Raw genomic sequence first — 16405 nt, forward strand, 5'->3', positions numbered from 1 at the left:
TCGAACACGTCCCCGAAAGCAGGCGAAGACCCACACGTGGCAATCTACAACACCACCGAGAGTGTCTCCGAGACCTTTGATCTCGACGCGGCCCTCGTGCCGAACGTGCTCGGTACCACCGACGGCAACCTGAAAGCGCTGGAAAAGTACGTCGACTGCGATATCTTTGTCCGTGGCAATGCCGTCACTCTGACCGGACCCGCGCACGAGGTGTCCCGTGCCCGTCGGGTTCTTGATGAGCTCCAAGCCACCGCGCGTCGGGGCGGGCACATCAGTCCGACGGCCGTGAAGCACGCCGTCAACCTCATTACCAGTGAAGCGCCGCAGTCGGTTGCCAGTGTCCTCGCCAGTGACATCATCGCGCGTCGGGGCAAGGTGGTCCGGGCGAAGTCCCTCGGGCAGAAGGAATACGTCGACGCCATCGACGACAACACCATCGTGTTCGGCCTGGGTCCCGCAGGTTCCGGCAAGACGTATCTGGCGATGGCGAAAGCGGTACAGGCGCTGCAGACCAAGCAGGTTAGCCGTATCATTCTCACTCGACCGGCGGTCGAAGCAGGTGAGAAGCTCGGGTTTCTGCCCGGAACACTCAACGAGAAGATCGATCCGTACCTGCGGCCGCTCCATGACGCCCTGCGCGACATGGTTGAACCGGAGATCATCCCGAAGCTCATGGAGGCCGGGGTGATCGAGGTGGCCCCGCTCGCCTACATGCGTGGTCGTACGCTGAATGACGCCTTCGTCATCCTCGACGAGGCGCAGAACACCACACCGGCACAGATGAAGATGTTCCTGACGCGGCTCGGATTTGGGTCGAAGATGGTTGTCACGGGCGACGTCACTCAGGTGGATCTGCCCGGTGGACAGCGTTCTGGGCTGCGTTTGGTCCGGCACATCCTCCGTGGTGTTGAGGGGGTGCACTTCGCTGAACTGTCGAGTGAGGATGTGGTCAGGCACCAACTCGTCGCCCGAATCGTCGATGCGTACGACGACTGGGAAAACACCGAGACGAAGGGACAGGGTCTTTCATGAGTATTGAGGTATTCAACGAGGCGGCGTACGGCGACGTGAATGAGGAAATGCTCATCGATGTCTGCAGCTACGCACTTTCACGGATGGACGTGCACCCGCAGGCGGAATGCTCCCTGTACATCGTTGACCCGGATATTATCGCTGAACTCCATGAACGTTGGCTCGATCTTCCCGGTCCGACCGATGTGATGAGTTTCCCGATGGATGAACTCACACCGGGTTCCGGGCGGCCTGACTCCGCAGATCCCGGCCCCGCGATGCTGGGGGACATCGTGCTGTGCCCCGAGTTCGCTGAAGGCCAGGCCGCTCGTGCGGGACACAGCCTGGACCATGAACTGTCCCTGCTCACCGTCCACGGGGTACTGCACCTCCTCGGTTACGATCACGTCGAGCCTGATGAGGAACGGGAGATGTTTGCGCTCCAGAACGAGATTCTCGCTGACTGGTATGACGATCTCGTCGAACGTGACGTCAGCTACCAGCCCAAACCCTCAGGCCCCGGTGCGTTCCCCACAGCCTCGGAGCGGGAGGCCCTCGATCACGTGAACACCGACGGCACCATACCGGTGATTGCTGAACCCACCACGGATGAACCAGATACGACGGAGAAGAACTGACCGTGAATCCAGTCATACTGGCTTTCGGCGCAGTAACGGCCCTGGTAACCTCCGGTGCGCTCGGCTCCGTCGAATCTGCCGTGACCTCGATTTCCCGCGCCCGGGTTGAGGAACTCGTCAAAGATGAGCATCCGGGTGCGGCGAAATTGCTCCATGTCATCGACCGCCGTGCGGACCACATCAATCTGTTGGTGCTACTCCGGACACTGCTCGAATCGACTGCCGCGGTGTGCACCGGTGCTCTGGCGTTCCACCTAGTTCCCTCACAAGGGTGGGCGATGGTTGCGGCGATCGGTGTTCTCACCCTGATCACTTTCGTCGTTGTCGGTGTCTACTCCCGGACCATCGGGAGGCAGAATCCCTACACGGTGTCCCTCAAATCGGCTCTCGTGTTGTCTCTGCTGGCGCATCTGCTGGGCCCCGTGACGAAGGTCCTCATCTGGATCGGGAATATTCTCGCCCCCGGTTCAGGTCTCCGCGACGGTCCGTTCAACACTGAGGTCGAGCTCAGGGAGATGGTCGACATCGCTCAGGAACACGGAATCGTCGAGGTCGGTGAGCGGCGCATGATTCAGTCGGTGTTCGATCTCGCGTCGACCACCGCCCGCAGTGCCATGGTGCCCCGCCCCGAGATGATCTGGATCGAATCGGATAAGACTGCAGGTCAGGCGACAGCGCTGTGTGTCCGTTCCGGGTTCTCCCGCATTCCGGTGGTGGGGGAGAACGTCGATGACATCGTGGGTGTGGTCTATCTCAAGGATCTCGTTCAGCGGACGTACTCGTCGAGTGACAACGGGCACAGCGTCAGTGTCGTGGATGTCATGCGGCCCGTCACCTTCGTTCCCGACTCGAAGAACCTCGATGATCTCCTACGGGAGATGCAGCTGAACAGGAACCACATTGCTCTCCTCGTTGATGAGTACGGCGGTATCGCCGGTCTCATCTCCATCGAGGACATCCTTGAGGAGATCGTGGGCGAGATCGCCGACGAGTACGATTCCGCGGAGGTCGCACCGATCGAGAAGCTTGACTCTGGCCGATACCGGGTTGTCTCCCGGCTCACCCTTGAAGACCTGGGGGATCTCGTGGATGAGGATCTGGGTATCGAGCTGGAATTTGGTGAAGACGTCACGGACCAGGTGGAAACCGTCAGCGGCCTCATCGCCTACGAACTCGGTAGGGTACCTTTACCTGGAGCGACTGTTCAGACCTGCGGGTTGGAACTCACAGCCGAGGGTGGGCGGGACCGACGCGGCCGGATGCGTGTCCGGTCCGTCATCGTGACAGTTCTCGATTCGGGATTGGGGAGCATCGAGTCACACTGATCGCAGAGCGGCTGTGGTGGCGCGGCCACGGGGTACGATGGAGTTTCGTCCGGGGATGGACACGTATCGATGTGCCACCCGCGGATTCCACCCATCGACAATCCGGGGCCGTTCGGCTCCGTGGAGGACTAGAACAACGTTGACTTCATTCACCGACACCCCCGAGGGGTTCCGTTCCGGTTTCGTCAGCTTCGTGGGACGGCCCAACACAGGCAAGTCCACCCTGACGAATGCACTGGTCGGCGAGAAGATCGCCATCACCGCCAACCAGCCGGAGACCACGCGCCATCCGATCCGAGGCATCGTGCATCGGCCCGATGCGCAGATCATTGTCGTGGACACTCCCGGTCTCCACCGACCGCGGACTCTTCTGGGGGAGCGGTTGAACGAAATGGTGAAGGAAACTTACTCGGACGTCGACGTCATCGGCATTACGGTGCCTGCGGACGAGAAGATCGGTCCCGGCGACCGGTGGATCCTCGATGCGGTGAAGAAGGTTGCGCCGAAAACCACGATCCTCGGGATCGTGACCAAGGTCGACAAGGTCTCCCGCGACAGCGTCGCCGTACAACTGATGGCCCTGCACGAGATGCTCGGCGGTGACTGCGAGGTCATCCCGGTTTCCGCTCAATCCGGTGAACAACTCGATGTCCTGGTTGATGTCCTGACGGGAGTGCTCCCTGAGGGGCCAAAGTTCTATCCGGATGATCATGTCACCGATGATGACCGGAACACCCGCATGTCGGAACTCATCCGTGAGGCCGCGCTCGCGGGTCTCAAGGATGAACTTCCGCACTCCGTCGCCGTCGAGATCGATGAGGTCCTGCCGAACGAGGAACGCCCCGATGTCCTCGACATCCACGCGGTCCTCTATGTGGAACGTCCCGGCCAGAAGGACATCATCATCGGTAAGGACGGTCGGCGTCTGGGCAGGATCATCCATAATTCCCGTAAGGAGATCATCGAGTTGATCGGCCAGAACATCTACCTCGATCTACGGATCAAAGTACTGAAGAACTGGCAGTCCGATCCGAAGGCGCTCGGCCGCCTCGGCTTCTAGAATGCGTGCCCCGAGCTTCCGCGACCGGGCGCTCGTGGTGCGGACCCATGATTTCGGTGAAGCAGATCGCGTCGTCGTTCTTCTCACCCGTGGACACGGCCTCGTGCGTGGTGTAGCGAAAGGGGTACGGCGCACACGCTCCAGGTTTGGTTCCAGGTTGCAGCCTTTCGTGGAGCTTGACGTTCAGCTTCATCCGGGGAGGAATCTGCACAGCATCACCGGGGCGGACACCGTGGCCTATCACGGATCGGGACTCATCGAGGATTACACGCGTTACACCTGTGCCTGTGCGGTCCTTGAATCCGCGGAGCGTCTCGCTGTCGCGGAGTCGGGGGATGATCCGTGGCTGTTCGATGCCGCTGCCGCCACACTACCCAGACTCCGCACCGTCATCGACCCCACGGTAGAGCTCGACTCCTTTCTCCTCCGCGCTATGGCGCACGCCGGATGGTCCCCGAGTCTGTTCGACTGTGCGCAGTGTGGACGCCCAGGTCCGCATCATGCTTTTCATCCGGCATCCGGTGGCGCCGTGTGCGGGACATGTCGACCACCGGGGGCTGCGACACCGGATGCAGCGGTGCTTCGGCTCATGTGGTGGCTGGCTCATAATGCCTGGCCTGCGGTGGATGCTGCTCGGCTCGCCTCCGAACGGTCCGGGGATGGGTTGTTCACCGACTTCGCGGGGCAGGCGCACCAGTTGATCCGGGCGCATCTGCAGTGGCATCTGGAGCACCGCGTTCGTTCCCTGGACCTGCTTGATCAGGGATGAACCGGAGCACGCCACCGGGATGGTTCCCAGGGGCAGATGCGGGTGGCACAATGGAGCGGTGACTGCGAACACCACTCCGCCAGAAATTCCCGCCGAGTTCCTCCCCAAGCACATTGCTCTGGTGATGGACGGTAACGGCCGCTGGGCCACGAAACGTGGTATGAAGCGTACGGAAGGGCACCGACGGGGGGAAGCGGTGCTTCTCGATGTCGTGGATGCCTGTATCGCTCTCGGAGTGCCCTACCTCTCGGCGTATGCGTTTTCGACGGAGAACTGGCGGCGGTCCACCGATGAGGTTCGGTTCCTTATGGGTTTCAACCGGGATGTCCTGCGCAGACAGCGTGACGGTCTGCACGCCAAGGGGGTGCGCGTTCGATGGGTCGGGAGGCGACCGCGGCTGTGGCGGTCGGTGATTCGTGAGTTAGAGGCTGCGGAGGAACTGACCAAGGACAACACGACGATGACGCTCGCGATGTGCGTGAACTATGGTGGGCGAGCCGAGATCATCGATGCAGCCCGGGCCATCGCGGTGGAGGCAGCGGCGGGTCGGCTGCGACCTGAGCAGATCACCGAGACAACGTTCCCGAACTTCCTGGATGAACCCGATATGCCCGATGTCGACCTCTTTCTGAGGCCTTCGGGTGAGAAACGTACCTCGAACTTTCTGCTATGGCAGTCCGCTTATGCGGAAATGGTTTACCAGGACAAGTTGTTCCCCGACTTCACGCCGCAGGATCTCTATGATGCCGTCATCGAGTATGCACACCGCGACCGACGATTCGGTGGGGTCCGGTAGATGACAGAGGAAAATGGTTGTCCTATGGACCAGACGCCATCCCGGGCGCAGATCAAACGGTGGCAGCGCTACCTGGCGAATGAGCGTGCGGAGGCCGCCGTCTACCGTGAGCTCGCCCTCCGCAAAACGGGTGAAGAACGGGAGATCCTGCTGGCTATCGCTGAGGCGGAGGCTCGCCATGAGGAGCACTGGCGCACGCTACTGGGAAACTACGTGGGAATGCCCCGACGTCCCGACTACTCCACTCTCCTGATGGGTTTCCTCGCCCGCCGTTTCGGCAGTGTATTCACTCTTGCGTTGATGCAGTCCGCGGAACAGCGGACCCCGTACCTGGATGATGAAGATGCCACGGACCAGATGACGGCGGATGAGTGCATCCATGCCGAGGTTGTCCGTGGACTGGCGGCGCGAGGACGGGAGCAGTTGTCCGGTAACTTCCGTGCGGCTGTCTTCGGGATGAATGACGGTCTGGTGAGTAATCTCGCGCTGGTCCTCGGAGTCGTGGGAGCAGCCACCGGGAACGGTGTGATCGTTCTGACGGGGTTGACCGGACTACTCGCGGGGGCGCTGTCGATGGCTGCCGGGGAATACGTCTCGGTGTCGTCGCAGCGGGATCTTCTCGATGCGTCGACAGCCGACCCGATGGCCTCCGCGCAGCTCCCCCAGTTGGATGTGAACTCCAATGAACTCGAACTCGTGTACCGGGCACGGGGAATGAACGGTGAGGAGGCGCGGGCGAAGGCTGCTGCGGTGTTCGCTGGAATTCAGGCGAACCGGCCCGTGGAACGGGAGGCAATCTCGACGGTTCCGGTTGGTGCGGCACCTGCTGACTCGGAGGTCGTCGGCTCTGGAGTGTCAGCGGCTATGTCGAGCTTCTTGTTCTTCGCGTCGGGCGCGCTGATCCCCTGTGTGCCGTTCTTTTTCGGGTTACCGATCATCACGGCGGCCGTGGTGGCATGTGTACTCGTCGGTATCGCGCTCCTGTGCACGGGTGCCGTCGTAGGTTTACTGTCTGGCGTCCCGCCGGTTCGGAAGGCTCTTATACAGCTCGTGATCGGACTCAGTGCGGCAGCGGTCACCTTTGCACTGGGCAATGCGATCGGTGCGGTGGTCTGACACTTGACTGCTCGCTGTTCCGTCAGCTACCGGTGTCGGCCCTGTCGCCGATCCGACAGTCCGCACATACGCCGAAGACCTCAGCGGTGTGCCCGGTGAGTTCGAAATTGTTGCGACGTGACTCCTCCAGCGCCCACTTCTCCACCGGACCCCCCTCAATTTCGATGGTGTGACCGCATTCGGTACAGACGAGATGGTGGTGGTGCGCTTCGGTATCGCAGTGCCGGTAGAGGGATTCCCCAGTGGCCATATGGAGAACATCGACTGCGTGGATATCGGCGAGTGACTGGAGCGTTCGGTACACCGTGGTCAGCCCGACTTTGTGGTTGCGTTCGCCAAGTTCACGGTGGATGGTCTTCGCGGAGGCGAAGGTGTCGAGGTCGCGGAGAACCTCGACCACGGCAGCGCGTTGCCGGGTGCTGCGAACACCCAGCTTCGGAATCGTCGAGTCCTGGTTGGCGGACATGTGTGGGGTCCTTCCTGCAGGGTGCGTGGTCAGATGGCCGGGTTTTACCCGGGAATCCAGCTTCCGGCCGCCGTGGCGGATGATCGTGGGACAGCTTGTTCCCCACATGATAGCGCGTCCGACTCATCCGTACCGTCTGCGTTCCTTTCACGGGGAGTCAACCATGGGCCAAAACTCCGGGTGGAGCCTGGACACCAAGAGCGGCGGGCTAGACTGGACTGGAGCTGGTGCAGGGTGAGAACCCCGTGTCGGCGGCGCACCGGGATGACCAGGTAATCCGGTGTGGTTAGGCCGCCTCCACCCGTGTTCTCCACGGCTTTGTTACCCCGCACCATGAAACCGTAAATCTTCCATTAGGAGTACTGAAGAATCGTGGCACAGAAAACCACCATTGAAACCGTCGTGAACCTCTGTAAACGACGCGGACTGGTCTACCCCTGCGGCGAGATCTACGGCGGTACCCGCTCCGCGTGGGACTACGGCCCGCTCGGTGTCGAGCTGAAGGAGAACATTAAGAAGCAGTGGTGGCGTTCCATGGTCACCTCCCGTCCCGATGTCGTCGGACTGGATTCCTCGGTGATCCTCCCCCGACAGGTGTGGGTCTCATCCGGGCACCTGGAGGTGTTCACCGACCCGTTGGTGGAGTCTCTTCACACCCACAAGCGTTACCGTGCTGATCATCTGCTGGAGGCATACGAGGAGAAGCACGGACACCCGCCGGCAAACGGGTTGGCCGACATCAACGATCCAGAGACCGGACAACCCGGAAAGTGGACCGAACCCCGCGAGTTCTCCGGAATGCTCAAGACATTCCTCGGTCCCGTCGATGATGCCGAGGGGCTGCATTACCTGCGCCCTGAAACAGCTCAGGGCATCTTCGTGAACTTCAAGAACGTCATGACCTCGGCCCGGATGAAGCCGCCGTTCGGTATCGCGCAGATCGGCAAGTCCTTCCGCAACGAGATCACCCCGGGCAACTTCATCTTCCGGACCCGGGAGTTCGAGCAGATGGAGATGGAGTTCTTCGTTAAGCCCGGAGAGGACGAGGAATGGCACCAGTACTGGATCGATCACCGTTTCAACTGGTACGTCGACCTCGGTATCGACCCGGAGAACCTGCGCCTCTACGAGCATCCGCAGGAGAAGCTGTCGCACTACTCCAAGCGCACCGTAGACGTGGAGTACGCGTTCCACTTCGCCAACGGTAAGTGGGGAGAACTGGAGGGCGTGGCCAACCGGACTGACTTCGACCTCTCCACCCACACCAAGGGGTCCGGGGAGGATCTTTCCTACTTCGATCAGGAGAGTGGAGAGCGCTGGACCCCGTACGTGATTGAACCGGCTGCCGGACTCGGCCGGTCGATGATGGCGTTCCTCATGGATGCTTACCACGAGGATGAGGCCCCGAACTCCAAGGGCGGGGTGGACAAGCGCGTCGTACTCAAGCTCGACCGTCGTCTCGCCCCGGTCAAGGTCGCGGTCCTGCCGCTGTCCAAGAAGGACACGCTCACCCCGACCGCCGAGAAGATCGCCGAAATGCTCCGTCAGCACTGGAACATTGAGTACGACACCTCCGGTGCCATCGGGCGTCGTTACCGTAGGCAGGACGAGATCGGTACCCCGTTCTGCGTCACCGTGGACTTCGACACCCTCGAGGACCATGCCGTCACAGTCCGGGAGCGCGACACCATGGAGCAGGAGCGCGTCGCCATCGACGAGCTGGAGAGCTACCTGGCCACTCGACTGCTCGGCTGCTGAAACCATGCTCAGGGGAAACCCGGCGCCCTGATTCGGGGCGCATTCGTTCACCGGAAGAAAGGCTGACACACCGCCATGGAGAATCTGACCTGGGGTCCACGGCAAACGACTGACGGAAACACGAAACTGTCTCTCGCACTGGGGGACAGAGACGTCGCCGTCTTCGGGACCGAGCCCGCAGACAACCACTCCGCCACAGTTGAAGGCGAAGAGTGGCGGTTGTCCGCCTCGAAATCAGGTCCACTCCGTGCGACTCTCGCCGACGGGAGGGTATTCACCGCGACCCCGGACAAGTCCAGGCTCGCCCGTGCCAAGACCATCACCGTGGACTTTGCAGGTGACGCTGAAGCTGTACTGGTCAACGAATCCCGGTCCGACTGGGTCATCGAGGCGTCCGACGGGAAGAAACTAGGGCAGTTCTCCGGTGCGAATCACGGGGTACGTCGCGTCATCGTCGAAATGGAAGCGGACGCGGAGCTGCCGCTCGACCGAGCCGTGTTCACCGCATGGGTGTCCCGGAAGGCCCTCGAAGCGAAGATGATCAGCTCCACTCTCGTGCTCACGGTGAGTCTGCTCATCCTCACTCCACTGATCATCTGGTTCTTCCTCAACTGATCGCCGGGATCCGATACTGATGGATGATGAGGACAGGGCCGGCCTATTTGCTGAGGAATCCCCGAACCACTGGGTTTGGGCGGATGGCTACCTCCGTGACGGGCACGGCAACATCATCGCCATGATGTCAGCGGGAGTGATCCACACATCCGGGGAGCGGATTTTGATCGAGAGATCGGCCCCCGGACTGCGGTTCCGCTGCCGGGCAACCCTTTCCGGAGGGGAGGTCTACACCGTCGTGCAAACGGGATTCACCGTCCGCCGCCTGGCTGCCTATTGCTCGGGGACCAGGTACACCTTGCGGAGAAGATCATTCTTCGGTACCGACCGGGACATCATCGGGCCATACGGGGTGGTGGCCCGGACTCACCCCGACCACCGGGGATCCCTGGCGGTTTTCGACGGCCCCAGGCACACGGACCTGCCCATGTTTCCAGGCATTGTACTGTCCTGGGCGTGTGTCCTTGTGGATGCGGTCGAACACAACGTGAAGGTCTGATCAGCTCAGAACTTCCCGCCGAAGGAGCCGCCGAGATTGCCCCCTCCGCTGCTTCCCCCGAAGCCGCCGCCTCCACCGAAGCCGCCACCCCGGCCTCCGTTGCTGAGAATGGAATTGAGCACCATACCAGCGAGAAATGCACCGTTGCCGCTGCCGTTACGGCGGTTCATCCGGCGCTCGTAATCACGGATGTCTTTCTGGGCGCAGGCGAGTGCGGCGTTCGATGCGGACACACACTGCCCTGCTGCTCGAGTCGCGGAACGCAGATCAGTGTTGCGTTGCTGCAGGGCTGTGGCATGGAGGCGCTTCGCTGCGGCGAGATGTGTCCGTGCGGTGCCCCCGATTACCCTGCCGCGGGTGGAGATGAGATCCTCCGCTGCCTGCAGAGTAGCGGCTGCAGTGCTGAGTGCCCTGTTGAACATGGCTTGTCGACGGCCGGCGTCGGCGGCCTCCGAACGGAACGTCGCCAGATGATCATCAAGCTCCGCATCCAACGCGAGTAACGTTTCCCAGGCCCCCAACGGATCTGAATCGGCGCGGCTCAATGCTTCTGCGCTTTCACGTTCCGCTCGGTTCGTCACCTCAGTGAGAACGGTGTGGTCGACATCGAGCCCGTCGCGTCCGGCGTCCGCGATGATCTGACGTGACTCGGAGATCTCGGTCCTGATCTCATCCGCGAGGGGGCCGAGATTGCTCTGTGCGGCACGAATGTTCGATTCCCCGTGTTCCACGCCATCAATCAGCATTTCAGCCTGCTGCAGCGCAGACTCGATGTGCCGGATATCATCCACCAAACCACCCTGCTGGCCAGCGGGTTTCACGATGAGAGAGCGTGCATGTTCCATCGTGGATTCCGCCTCGGTCACATGTGCCTCGGCGAGATCCGGATTGTCCTCAAGCGGGGAGATCCACTGCGGATCGAGGCGAGCATGCATCTGGGTGAGGGAATCACGTACCTGTGGTAGCCGAGTTCGCAGCGTGATGGTTCGACGGGTGAGTTCATCGAGTCGGCTGTCAGCGTTGATGAGAAGATCCCGCATTGAGTGGAACTCCTCGGCCCGTGCCTCCAGCGCCTGATCGGCCTTTTTACAACTCGTGATGATCTCGATCAGCAGGCTCCTCCGGGTAACGGCATCCTCCGGTATCGAATCATCGAGTTGTCGACGGATCGAGAACGCACGTTGCAGTGTTCCCGTCGAATCGTTCATGGCACGGGTGAACGGCCTCGTACGTTCCGCGCCAAATTCAGCGACAGCGAGATCCAGCTCCTCGCGGGCCCCGCGAATCGACTCATCCGTACTCACCAGTTCATCCTGCGCCAGATGCTCCAGGACATCGAGTGGCAGATCCTCCAATCGATCAGACTGTTCCGGGGCCAGTCGCTGGGCATCAGCGAGCAGGGTGTTCCGTTTCTCCCGGGTGTTTTTCTTTGCGGAATGCCTGATGCCGAGGAATGCCGCCGCCATCGCACCGCCACCACCGAGCAGGAACAACCAACCCGTGCCCGACATGCCGCCACCCCCACCGGAACCTGAAGCAGCATCGACAAGAGCAAAGGCAGCCCCCGGGAAATCATCTTCCACCAGGTGCTCATAGGCAGTGGACCGTAGACGTTCTGCCTCGGACGGGGAGAATTCCTTTCCGTAACTCAGACCGAAATCCCGGGACTCGACCGCCACAGCGAAAATCAGGACATTCGCACCGTCATTGGCGCGGAACTCCCGTTCTGCCCACGTCGAACCCTCGATGCCGCCGAAATCACGCTCGAACACGACATAGATCTTGCGCGACGAGGTTTTCTGGTATTCCTTGATCTTCGACTCTAGTTCCGCCACCTGGCTGGGATTCAGAACTCCAGCATGATCCGTGACCGTGGAGGTGAGAGCACCGGGCTGCTGTGCGACGACGGAGATGTCCTGTACGGCCCATGCAACTGGCGCGCCTGCACCGAGCAGCGCCATCAGGCACACTGCTGTCGTCCCGGCGAGCCGTGCGGGGAACCTCCGGCGCATCAGCGGCGAAGATACCGATCGGTCAGTGTTGCAGGCTCGAAGGAACCGTGTTGCAGAATTCATGGCCCAAGGGTACCGCGATCAGTTTCATGATGAGTGGCACACTGGGACCCATGAACCGTCTTGCCCCAGTATTACCGATGGCGGTCGTGCTGATTCTCTGGCCTCTGCGGATACTGCTGGAGCCGCACCGTCGGCCCCCTGATCCTCGGCGGGCTGATGCGCTCATCATCCCGGGGACAGCACAGTACGACGGTCGGCCTAGCGCGCAGTTTGCAGCCCGCCTCGATCACGCGATCACTTTGTGGAGACGGAACCCCGCTCTCCGCATCATCACCGTCGGTTCCTGTCTTCCGGGAGATCGGTACACGGAAGCCGACGTGGGGGCTGCTTACGTTCAGGCGGCAGGCGTCACCCCGGATTCCATCGAGGCCGTGCCGGTGGGGAATGACACCCGGGGTTCATTCTCGGCGGTAGTCAAGGAAAAAGGAGGACGCGGCGAGGTCATCATCGTCACTGATCCGAACCACTGTCTGCGGGCGAGGATGATAGCCAGGGAGGTCGGATTCGGGCGGGTTTCGACGGCCCCGGCCCCTGGAACGCCGACACGGTTCCCTGGGGCACCCTGGGCGTGGACACTACTCCACGAATCCGCCGGGCTCGCGGTAGCCGATCTACGTCGGCTACCGTTTTCTGCGCCGGCAGCCGATAAGCTGGAACATGCGTTACGTGCTGCAGCGGGGCGTCTGCGACCGTCGAGAAACACCCGCTATCGACACCTCGACCGCGACAGGACCTGACCCAGAACACCTCGATCCCGGAGGAGACGTCGAAAAGCCGTGGACAGTTTCGCCCGATATCACTACACCACCGAAGATTCCGCGCGCTTCTGTGATGAGAAGCCCAAAGGTAGCCAGATGATCGCTACAACAGTGGACAGTCGCAGTGCCTTCGCACGTGACCGGGACAGGGTGCTTCATTCCGCCGCACTGCGGAGGCTCGCTGACAAAACACAGGTTGTCGGCCCACGGGACGGAGACACCCCCAGGACGAGGCTCACCCATTCCCTTGAAGTAGCCCAGATAGCCCGTGGAATCGCCTCCGGTATCGGGGTGAATCCTGACCTTGCTGACCTGGCCGGGCTCTGCCATGACATCGGGCATCCTCCCTACGGACACAACGGAGAGGTTGCCCTCGATGAACTCGCTGCCGGATGTGGTGGATTCGAGGGAAACGCCCAGACGCTGCGGATCATTTCACGCCTGGAACCGAAAATCCTCGCGACCGACGGCACCCCGCACGGCCTCAACCTGACCAGAGCCTCCCTCGATGCCGCCTGCAAATATCCGTGGACACGGGTATCACCCGACGGGACGGTGCGCCGGAAATACGGTGCATACGAAGAAGAAGCAGAGTTGCTCGCCTGGATCCGTGAGGGGCACCGGACGGAAGACTTCCGACCGTCCATCGAAGGTCAGGTCATGGATTGGTCCGATGATGTCGCCTACTCCGTACACGACGTCGAGGATGGAATCTGCTCCGGCCGAATCAGTCTGAAGGTTCTATGGGACCTCTTTGAACTCGCGGAACTCGCGGAGAAGGGGGCCGAGGCGTTCGGCGGAGATCCGGAGGAAATGATCTCCGCAGCGGATTCCCTGCGTCAGCTCCCAGTCGTTGCGGCAGCAGCGGACTACGACGGTTCGCTCTCATCTCTCGTTGCACTCAAGGCGCTGACGAGTGAACTTGTGGGGCGGTACGTGGGAGCCACCGTCACCGCGACGCTCGCTGAAGCTGACGGTCAACCGCTCGGAAGAATGCATGGTCGACTCGTGGTTCCTCCGGCTGCAGCATCGGAAGTGCAGATGCTGAAGACGATTGCGGTGCTCTACGTGATGGAGGAAAGTCGGCACCGACAACGTCAGGACCGTCAACGGGAGAGGATCGCCAGGGTGCACGATTATCTGACCTTCGGAGCACCAGGTACCCTCGACCCGATATTTGCCGCCTGGTGGACAGAAGCTGACAGCGACGCGGCACGGTCCCGGGTGATCATCGACCAGATCGCCTCGATGACTGAATCTCGCCTGGAGCGGACGGCAAAGCAGGCCACCGGAATCGCCGGGTACTACATTTAGTCATGCATCAGAGGCGTAGGGGAGGGAGGAGAGTCGACCGTCCCCAAGATAGACAAGACAAGGGAACGCAACATTCCGGCACTATCGTCACGTGTTTGTCGATGAGGCCGTGATGTCTCATCTGGTGGAGAAGTCGCGTACTCCACTCGTCTCGAATCAGATCAGGAAGAAAATGATTCGGGGGATTGAAGTGTCCTAATGGGGTTGGTGAGTTTCCTTTTTCTGGCTGCGTGGTGGGGCGGTGGCAGTGGAGGCTGGGGGTGTCACACCGTCTCGACGTGGCCCCGACTCCGGGGTCTGTCGTACTCATGCCGCCGGAGCCATCGATCTGTTGATGATGCGGACGTTGTGTAGAGGTGTGGAACGGTCTAATGTTTTTAAGTGTGCGCACTAATGCACATTAGACCGTGCTTCACGCAGGGTTTCGGTCCAGTGGCCGGAGACTTTGCCATAACGAGGAAACGGGGGCGGTATGACAACCGTAAAGGCCAGGGTTTCACCGCTGCTGAGTGTTCTCCGTCATCGAACGTACAGGAGGCTTTTTACAGCGCAGATCGTTGCGCTCGTGGGCACCGGCTTGCTTACGGTCGCCCTGGGATTGCTCGCCTTCGACATTGCGGGAGGGGATGCCGGGCTTGTTCTCGGGACAGCGCTGACTATAAAAATTCTCGTCTACGTGATCGGTGCACCGACCATTACTGCGATGGCTGCGAAGCTGCCGGATAAGCCGGTTCTCATCACCGCGGACATCATCCGCGTTGCGATAGCTCTCTGCTTGCCCTTCATTCATTCTGAATGGCAGCTCTACGTCGCGATATTCCTTCTGCAGGCGGCTTCGGCCACCTTCACTCCAACGTTCCAGTCCGTCATCCCCCAGGTTCTTCCTGATGAGGACGACTACACCAATGCGCTGTCACTTTCCAGGATGGCCTATGACGTGGAACAGATCACCAGCCCCGCTGTCGCAGCTCTTCTGCTCATAGTGATGAGCTACCACAATCTGTTCATCGGAACGGCGATGGGTTTCTTTGTCTCGGCGTTGATGGTTATCGGGACGAAGCTCCCCGTACGACCCCAGTTGTCGGAGTCTGCTGAGGGGGGATTTTTCGCCCGGATGTTCCGTGGTGTTGGCCTCATGGTTTCCCTGCCGGAACTGCGTGGGGTGTTGTGGTTCAATCTTGCGGTCGCGGCACCGATGGCCATGGTGATGATCAACACGGTTGTCATCGTTCGTGGGGAGATGGGGAGAAGCGACACGGCCCTCGCTATAACCCTGGGGGCGTTTGGGGCGGGATCCCTGATGACGGCGCTTGTCCTGCCCAGGATGCTCTCGGCTGTCGGTGATGTTCGGGTGATGGTGTGTGGAGCAGGCGCAGGAGTGGGGGCTCTTGTAGGAGTGATGGCGATTCTGTGGAGAGGTGCCCATTACGACGGATATGGGCTCTGGGCTTTACTTATCGTGTTGTGGTTTGTCTTGGGCTCCGCTACGTCAGCGTTGCAGACCCCGATGTCCAGGGTTCTGCGCAGGAATGTCGAGCCTGATGCATATACGTGTATTTTTGCAGCCCAGTTCTCCCTGTCGCACGCCTGTTACCTGGTTACCTATCCCGTGGCAGGTTTCATAGGGGTCAGGTTCGGATTGACCGTGGCGTCCGGAGCCCTCCTTGTCTTGACCGTTCTGGGAGGGGTTGCGGGTTGGTCAGCAATCCGGAGGACGACCGCAGTAGCGTGAGAAGGCATGGATACCCAGCATCAGGATCCCCCCGCATCTCTGAACCATGATCCGTCGATAACGGATGAGTTGCTCGATACCGGAGCTGCGACGATGAAGCTCCTTGCTGAGCCGACCCGTCTCCACATCCTTGTGCTACTGCGTGGTGCCGAATACTCGGTCACCGATCTTGTTGCGGTTACGGGAGCGTCGAGAACGGTCGTGTCGCAGCATCTCGCCAAGCTGAGAGCCGGAAAACTGGTACAGACCCGTAAGGATGGCCGCCGTGTTATCTACCGTATGGATGATGGGCACTTGGTTCGGCTCATTTCCGAAGCTGTCAATCATGCGGATCATGTGTTGAGCGGGGAACCTCGACACAGCTAGGTTCCCCCCGGGGGTATTTTTCTAGTACAGGCCATTGAGGTGTATTTATTTTTCTTTATCGTAAGGAAAATGTGTATCCAGGTAATCGGTAGCGGGTAGTTTTGGGC

16 protein-coding genes are annotated in these 16405 nt (G+C 60.8%); 14 read left to right on the forward strand and 2 right to left on the reverse strand.

Annotated features, from left to right (window positions below; genetic code table 11):
* Positions 1-96 precede the first annotated feature (96 nt).
* The 7 genes from QWU44_RS00305 to QWU44_RS00335 all read left to right on the forward strand — a co-directional run bounded on the left by QWU44_RS00305 (position 97) and on the right by QWU44_RS00335 (position 6715).
* On the forward strand, positions 97-1032 hold the full coding sequence (locus tag QWU44_RS00305) for a PhoH family protein (RefSeq protein ID WP_370914270.1): 936 nt from the start codon (positions 97-99) through the stop codon (positions 1030-1032).
* Entirely contained in the window at positions 1029-1649 is a 621-nt protein-coding gene (ybeY, locus tag QWU44_RS00310) for an rRNA maturation RNase YbeY (RefSeq protein WP_370913727.1), read from the forward strand. The genes QWU44_RS00305 and ybeY overlap by 4 nt, the downstream gene beginning before the upstream one ends.
* Positions 1650-1651: 2 nt before the next feature.
* Entirely contained in the window at positions 1652-2974 is a 1323-nt protein-coding gene (locus tag QWU44_RS00315) for a hemolysin family protein (protein ID WP_370913728.1), read from the forward strand.
* A gap of 139 nt (positions 2975-3113) precedes the next feature.
* The gene (era, locus tag QWU44_RS00320) at positions 3114-4034 is read left to right on the forward strand and encodes a GTPase Era (protein WP_370913729.1); all 921 of its coding nucleotides are present in this window, start codon (positions 3114-3116) and stop codon (positions 4032-4034) included.
* Between the two features lies 1 nt (position 4035).
* A complete protein-coding gene (recO, locus tag QWU44_RS00325; protein WP_370913730.1) occupies positions 4036-4803 on the forward strand; it encodes a DNA repair protein RecO in 768 nt (255 codons plus the stop codon).
* 19 nt (positions 4804-4822) lie between these two features.
* Positions 4823-5599, forward strand: a complete 777-nt coding sequence (locus QWU44_RS00330; RefSeq protein WP_370914271.1) for an isoprenyl transferase — start codon at positions 4823-4825, stop codon at positions 5597-5599.
* 24 nt (positions 5600-5623) lie between these two features.
* Positions 5624-6715 carry a VIT1/CCC1 transporter family protein gene (locus tag QWU44_RS00335; RefSeq protein WP_370913731.1) on the forward strand — a complete coding sequence of 364 codons (1092 nt, stop codon included), beginning with the start codon at positions 5624-5626 and terminating at the stop codon, positions 6713-6715.
* Between the two features lie 22 nt (positions 6716-6737).
* Here the strand turns inward: QWU44_RS00335 and QWU44_RS00340 are convergent, their stop codons facing one another.
* Positions 6738-7181, reverse strand: coding sequence for a Fur family transcriptional regulator (locus tag QWU44_RS00340; RefSeq protein ID WP_370913732.1), 444 nt, complete (start codon positions 7179-7181; stop codon positions 6738-6740).
* 372 nt (positions 7182-7553) lie between these two features.
* On the opposite strand from QWU44_RS00340, the gene QWU44_RS00345 reads away from it, so the two are divergent.
* From QWU44_RS00345 to QWU44_RS00355, 3 genes are all read left to right on the forward strand, one after another.
* Positions 7554-8939, forward strand: coding sequence for a glycine--tRNA ligase (locus tag QWU44_RS00345; RefSeq protein WP_370913733.1), 1386 nt, complete (start codon positions 7554-7556; stop codon positions 8937-8939).
* 75 nt (positions 8940-9014) lie between these two features.
* Positions 9015-9554: a hypothetical protein gene (locus QWU44_RS00350; RefSeq protein ID WP_370913734.1), complete on the forward strand. Its 540-nt coding sequence runs from the start codon at positions 9015-9017 to the stop codon at positions 9552-9554.
* A 19-nt stretch (positions 9555-9573) separates the two neighbouring features.
* On the forward strand, positions 9574-10053 hold the full coding sequence (locus QWU44_RS00355; protein ID WP_370913735.1) for a hypothetical protein: 480 nt from the start codon (positions 9574-9576) through the stop codon (positions 10051-10053).
* Between the two features lie 5 nt (positions 10054-10058).
* Here QWU44_RS00355 and QWU44_RS00360 read toward each other — a convergent pair whose 3' ends face one another.
* Positions 10059-12128, reverse strand: a complete 2070-nt coding sequence (locus tag QWU44_RS00360) for a TPM domain-containing protein (RefSeq protein WP_370913736.1) — start codon at positions 12126-12128, stop codon at positions 10059-10061.
* A gap of 50 nt (positions 12129-12178) precedes the next feature.
* On the opposite strand from QWU44_RS00360, the gene QWU44_RS00365 reads away from it, so the two are divergent.
* The 4 genes from QWU44_RS00365 (at position 12179) to QWU44_RS00380 (ending at position 16298) form a co-directional block, all read left to right on the forward strand.
* Entirely contained in the window at positions 12179-12865 is a 687-nt protein-coding gene (locus QWU44_RS00365; RefSeq protein ID WP_370913737.1) for a YdcF family protein, read from the forward strand.
* 39 nt (positions 12866-12904) lie between these two features.
* Positions 12905-14200: a deoxyguanosinetriphosphate triphosphohydrolase gene (locus tag QWU44_RS00370; protein WP_370913738.1), complete on the forward strand. Its 1296-nt coding sequence runs from the start codon at positions 12905-12907 to the stop codon at positions 14198-14200.
* Between the two features lie 472 nt (positions 14201-14672).
* The gene (locus tag QWU44_RS00375; RefSeq protein WP_370913739.1) at positions 14673-15932 is read left to right on the forward strand and encodes an MFS transporter; all 1260 of its coding nucleotides are present in this window, start codon (positions 14673-14675) and stop codon (positions 15930-15932) included.
* 6 nt (positions 15933-15938) lie between these two features.
* Entirely contained in the window at positions 15939-16298 is a 360-nt protein-coding gene (locus QWU44_RS00380; RefSeq protein WP_370913740.1) for an ArsR/SmtB family transcription factor, read from the forward strand.
* Positions 16299-16405 lie beyond the last annotated feature (107 nt).

This window comes from Corynebacterium sp. CCM 9203, assembly GCF_041357675.1.
Classification (GTDB): Bacteria; Actinomycetota; Actinomycetes; order Mycobacteriales; family Mycobacteriaceae; genus Corynebacterium.

Bases quoted from the DNA above. Each gene is read 5' to 3' on its own strand.
- QWU44_RS00365 (WP_370913737.1), top strand. From the start codon at position 12,179: ATGAACCGTCTTGCCCCAGTATTACCGATGGCGGTCGTGCTGATTCTC.
- QWU44_RS00380 (WP_370913740.1), top strand. From the start codon at position 15,939: ATGGATACCCAGCATCAGGATCCCCCCGCATCTCTGAACCATGATCCG.
- QWU44_RS00360 (WP_370913736.1), bottom strand. From the start codon at position 12,128: ATGAATTCTGCAACACGGTTCCTTCGAGCCTGCAACACTGACCGATCG.
- ybeY (WP_370913727.1), top strand. From the start codon at position 1,029: ATGAGTATTGAGGTATTCAACGAGGCGGCGTACGGCGACGTGAATGAG.
- QWU44_RS00335 (WP_370913731.1), top strand. From the start codon at position 5,624: ATGGACCAGACGCCATCCCGGGCGCAGATCAAACGGTGGCAGCGCTAC.
- QWU44_RS00350 (WP_370913734.1), top strand. From the start codon at position 9,015: ATGGAGAATCTGACCTGGGGTCCACGGCAAACGACTGACGGAAACACG.
- QWU44_RS00330 (WP_370914271.1), top strand. From the start codon at position 4,823: ATGGTTCCCAGGGGCAGATGCGGGTGGCACAATGGAGCGGTGACTGCG.
- QWU44_RS00340 (WP_370913732.1), bottom strand. From the start codon at position 7,181: ATGTCCGCCAACCAGGACTCGACGATTCCGAAGCTGGGTGTTCGCAGC.
- QWU44_RS00375 (WP_370913739.1), top strand. From the start codon at position 14,673: ATGACAACCGTAAAGGCCAGGGTTTCACCGCTGCTGAGTGTTCTCCGT.
- QWU44_RS00355 (WP_370913735.1), top strand. From the start codon at position 9,574: ATGGATGATGAGGACAGGGCCGGCCTATTTGCTGAGGAATCCCCGAAC.
- recO (WP_370913730.1), top strand. From the start codon at position 4,036: ATGCGTGCCCCGAGCTTCCGCGACCGGGCGCTCGTGGTGCGGACCCAT.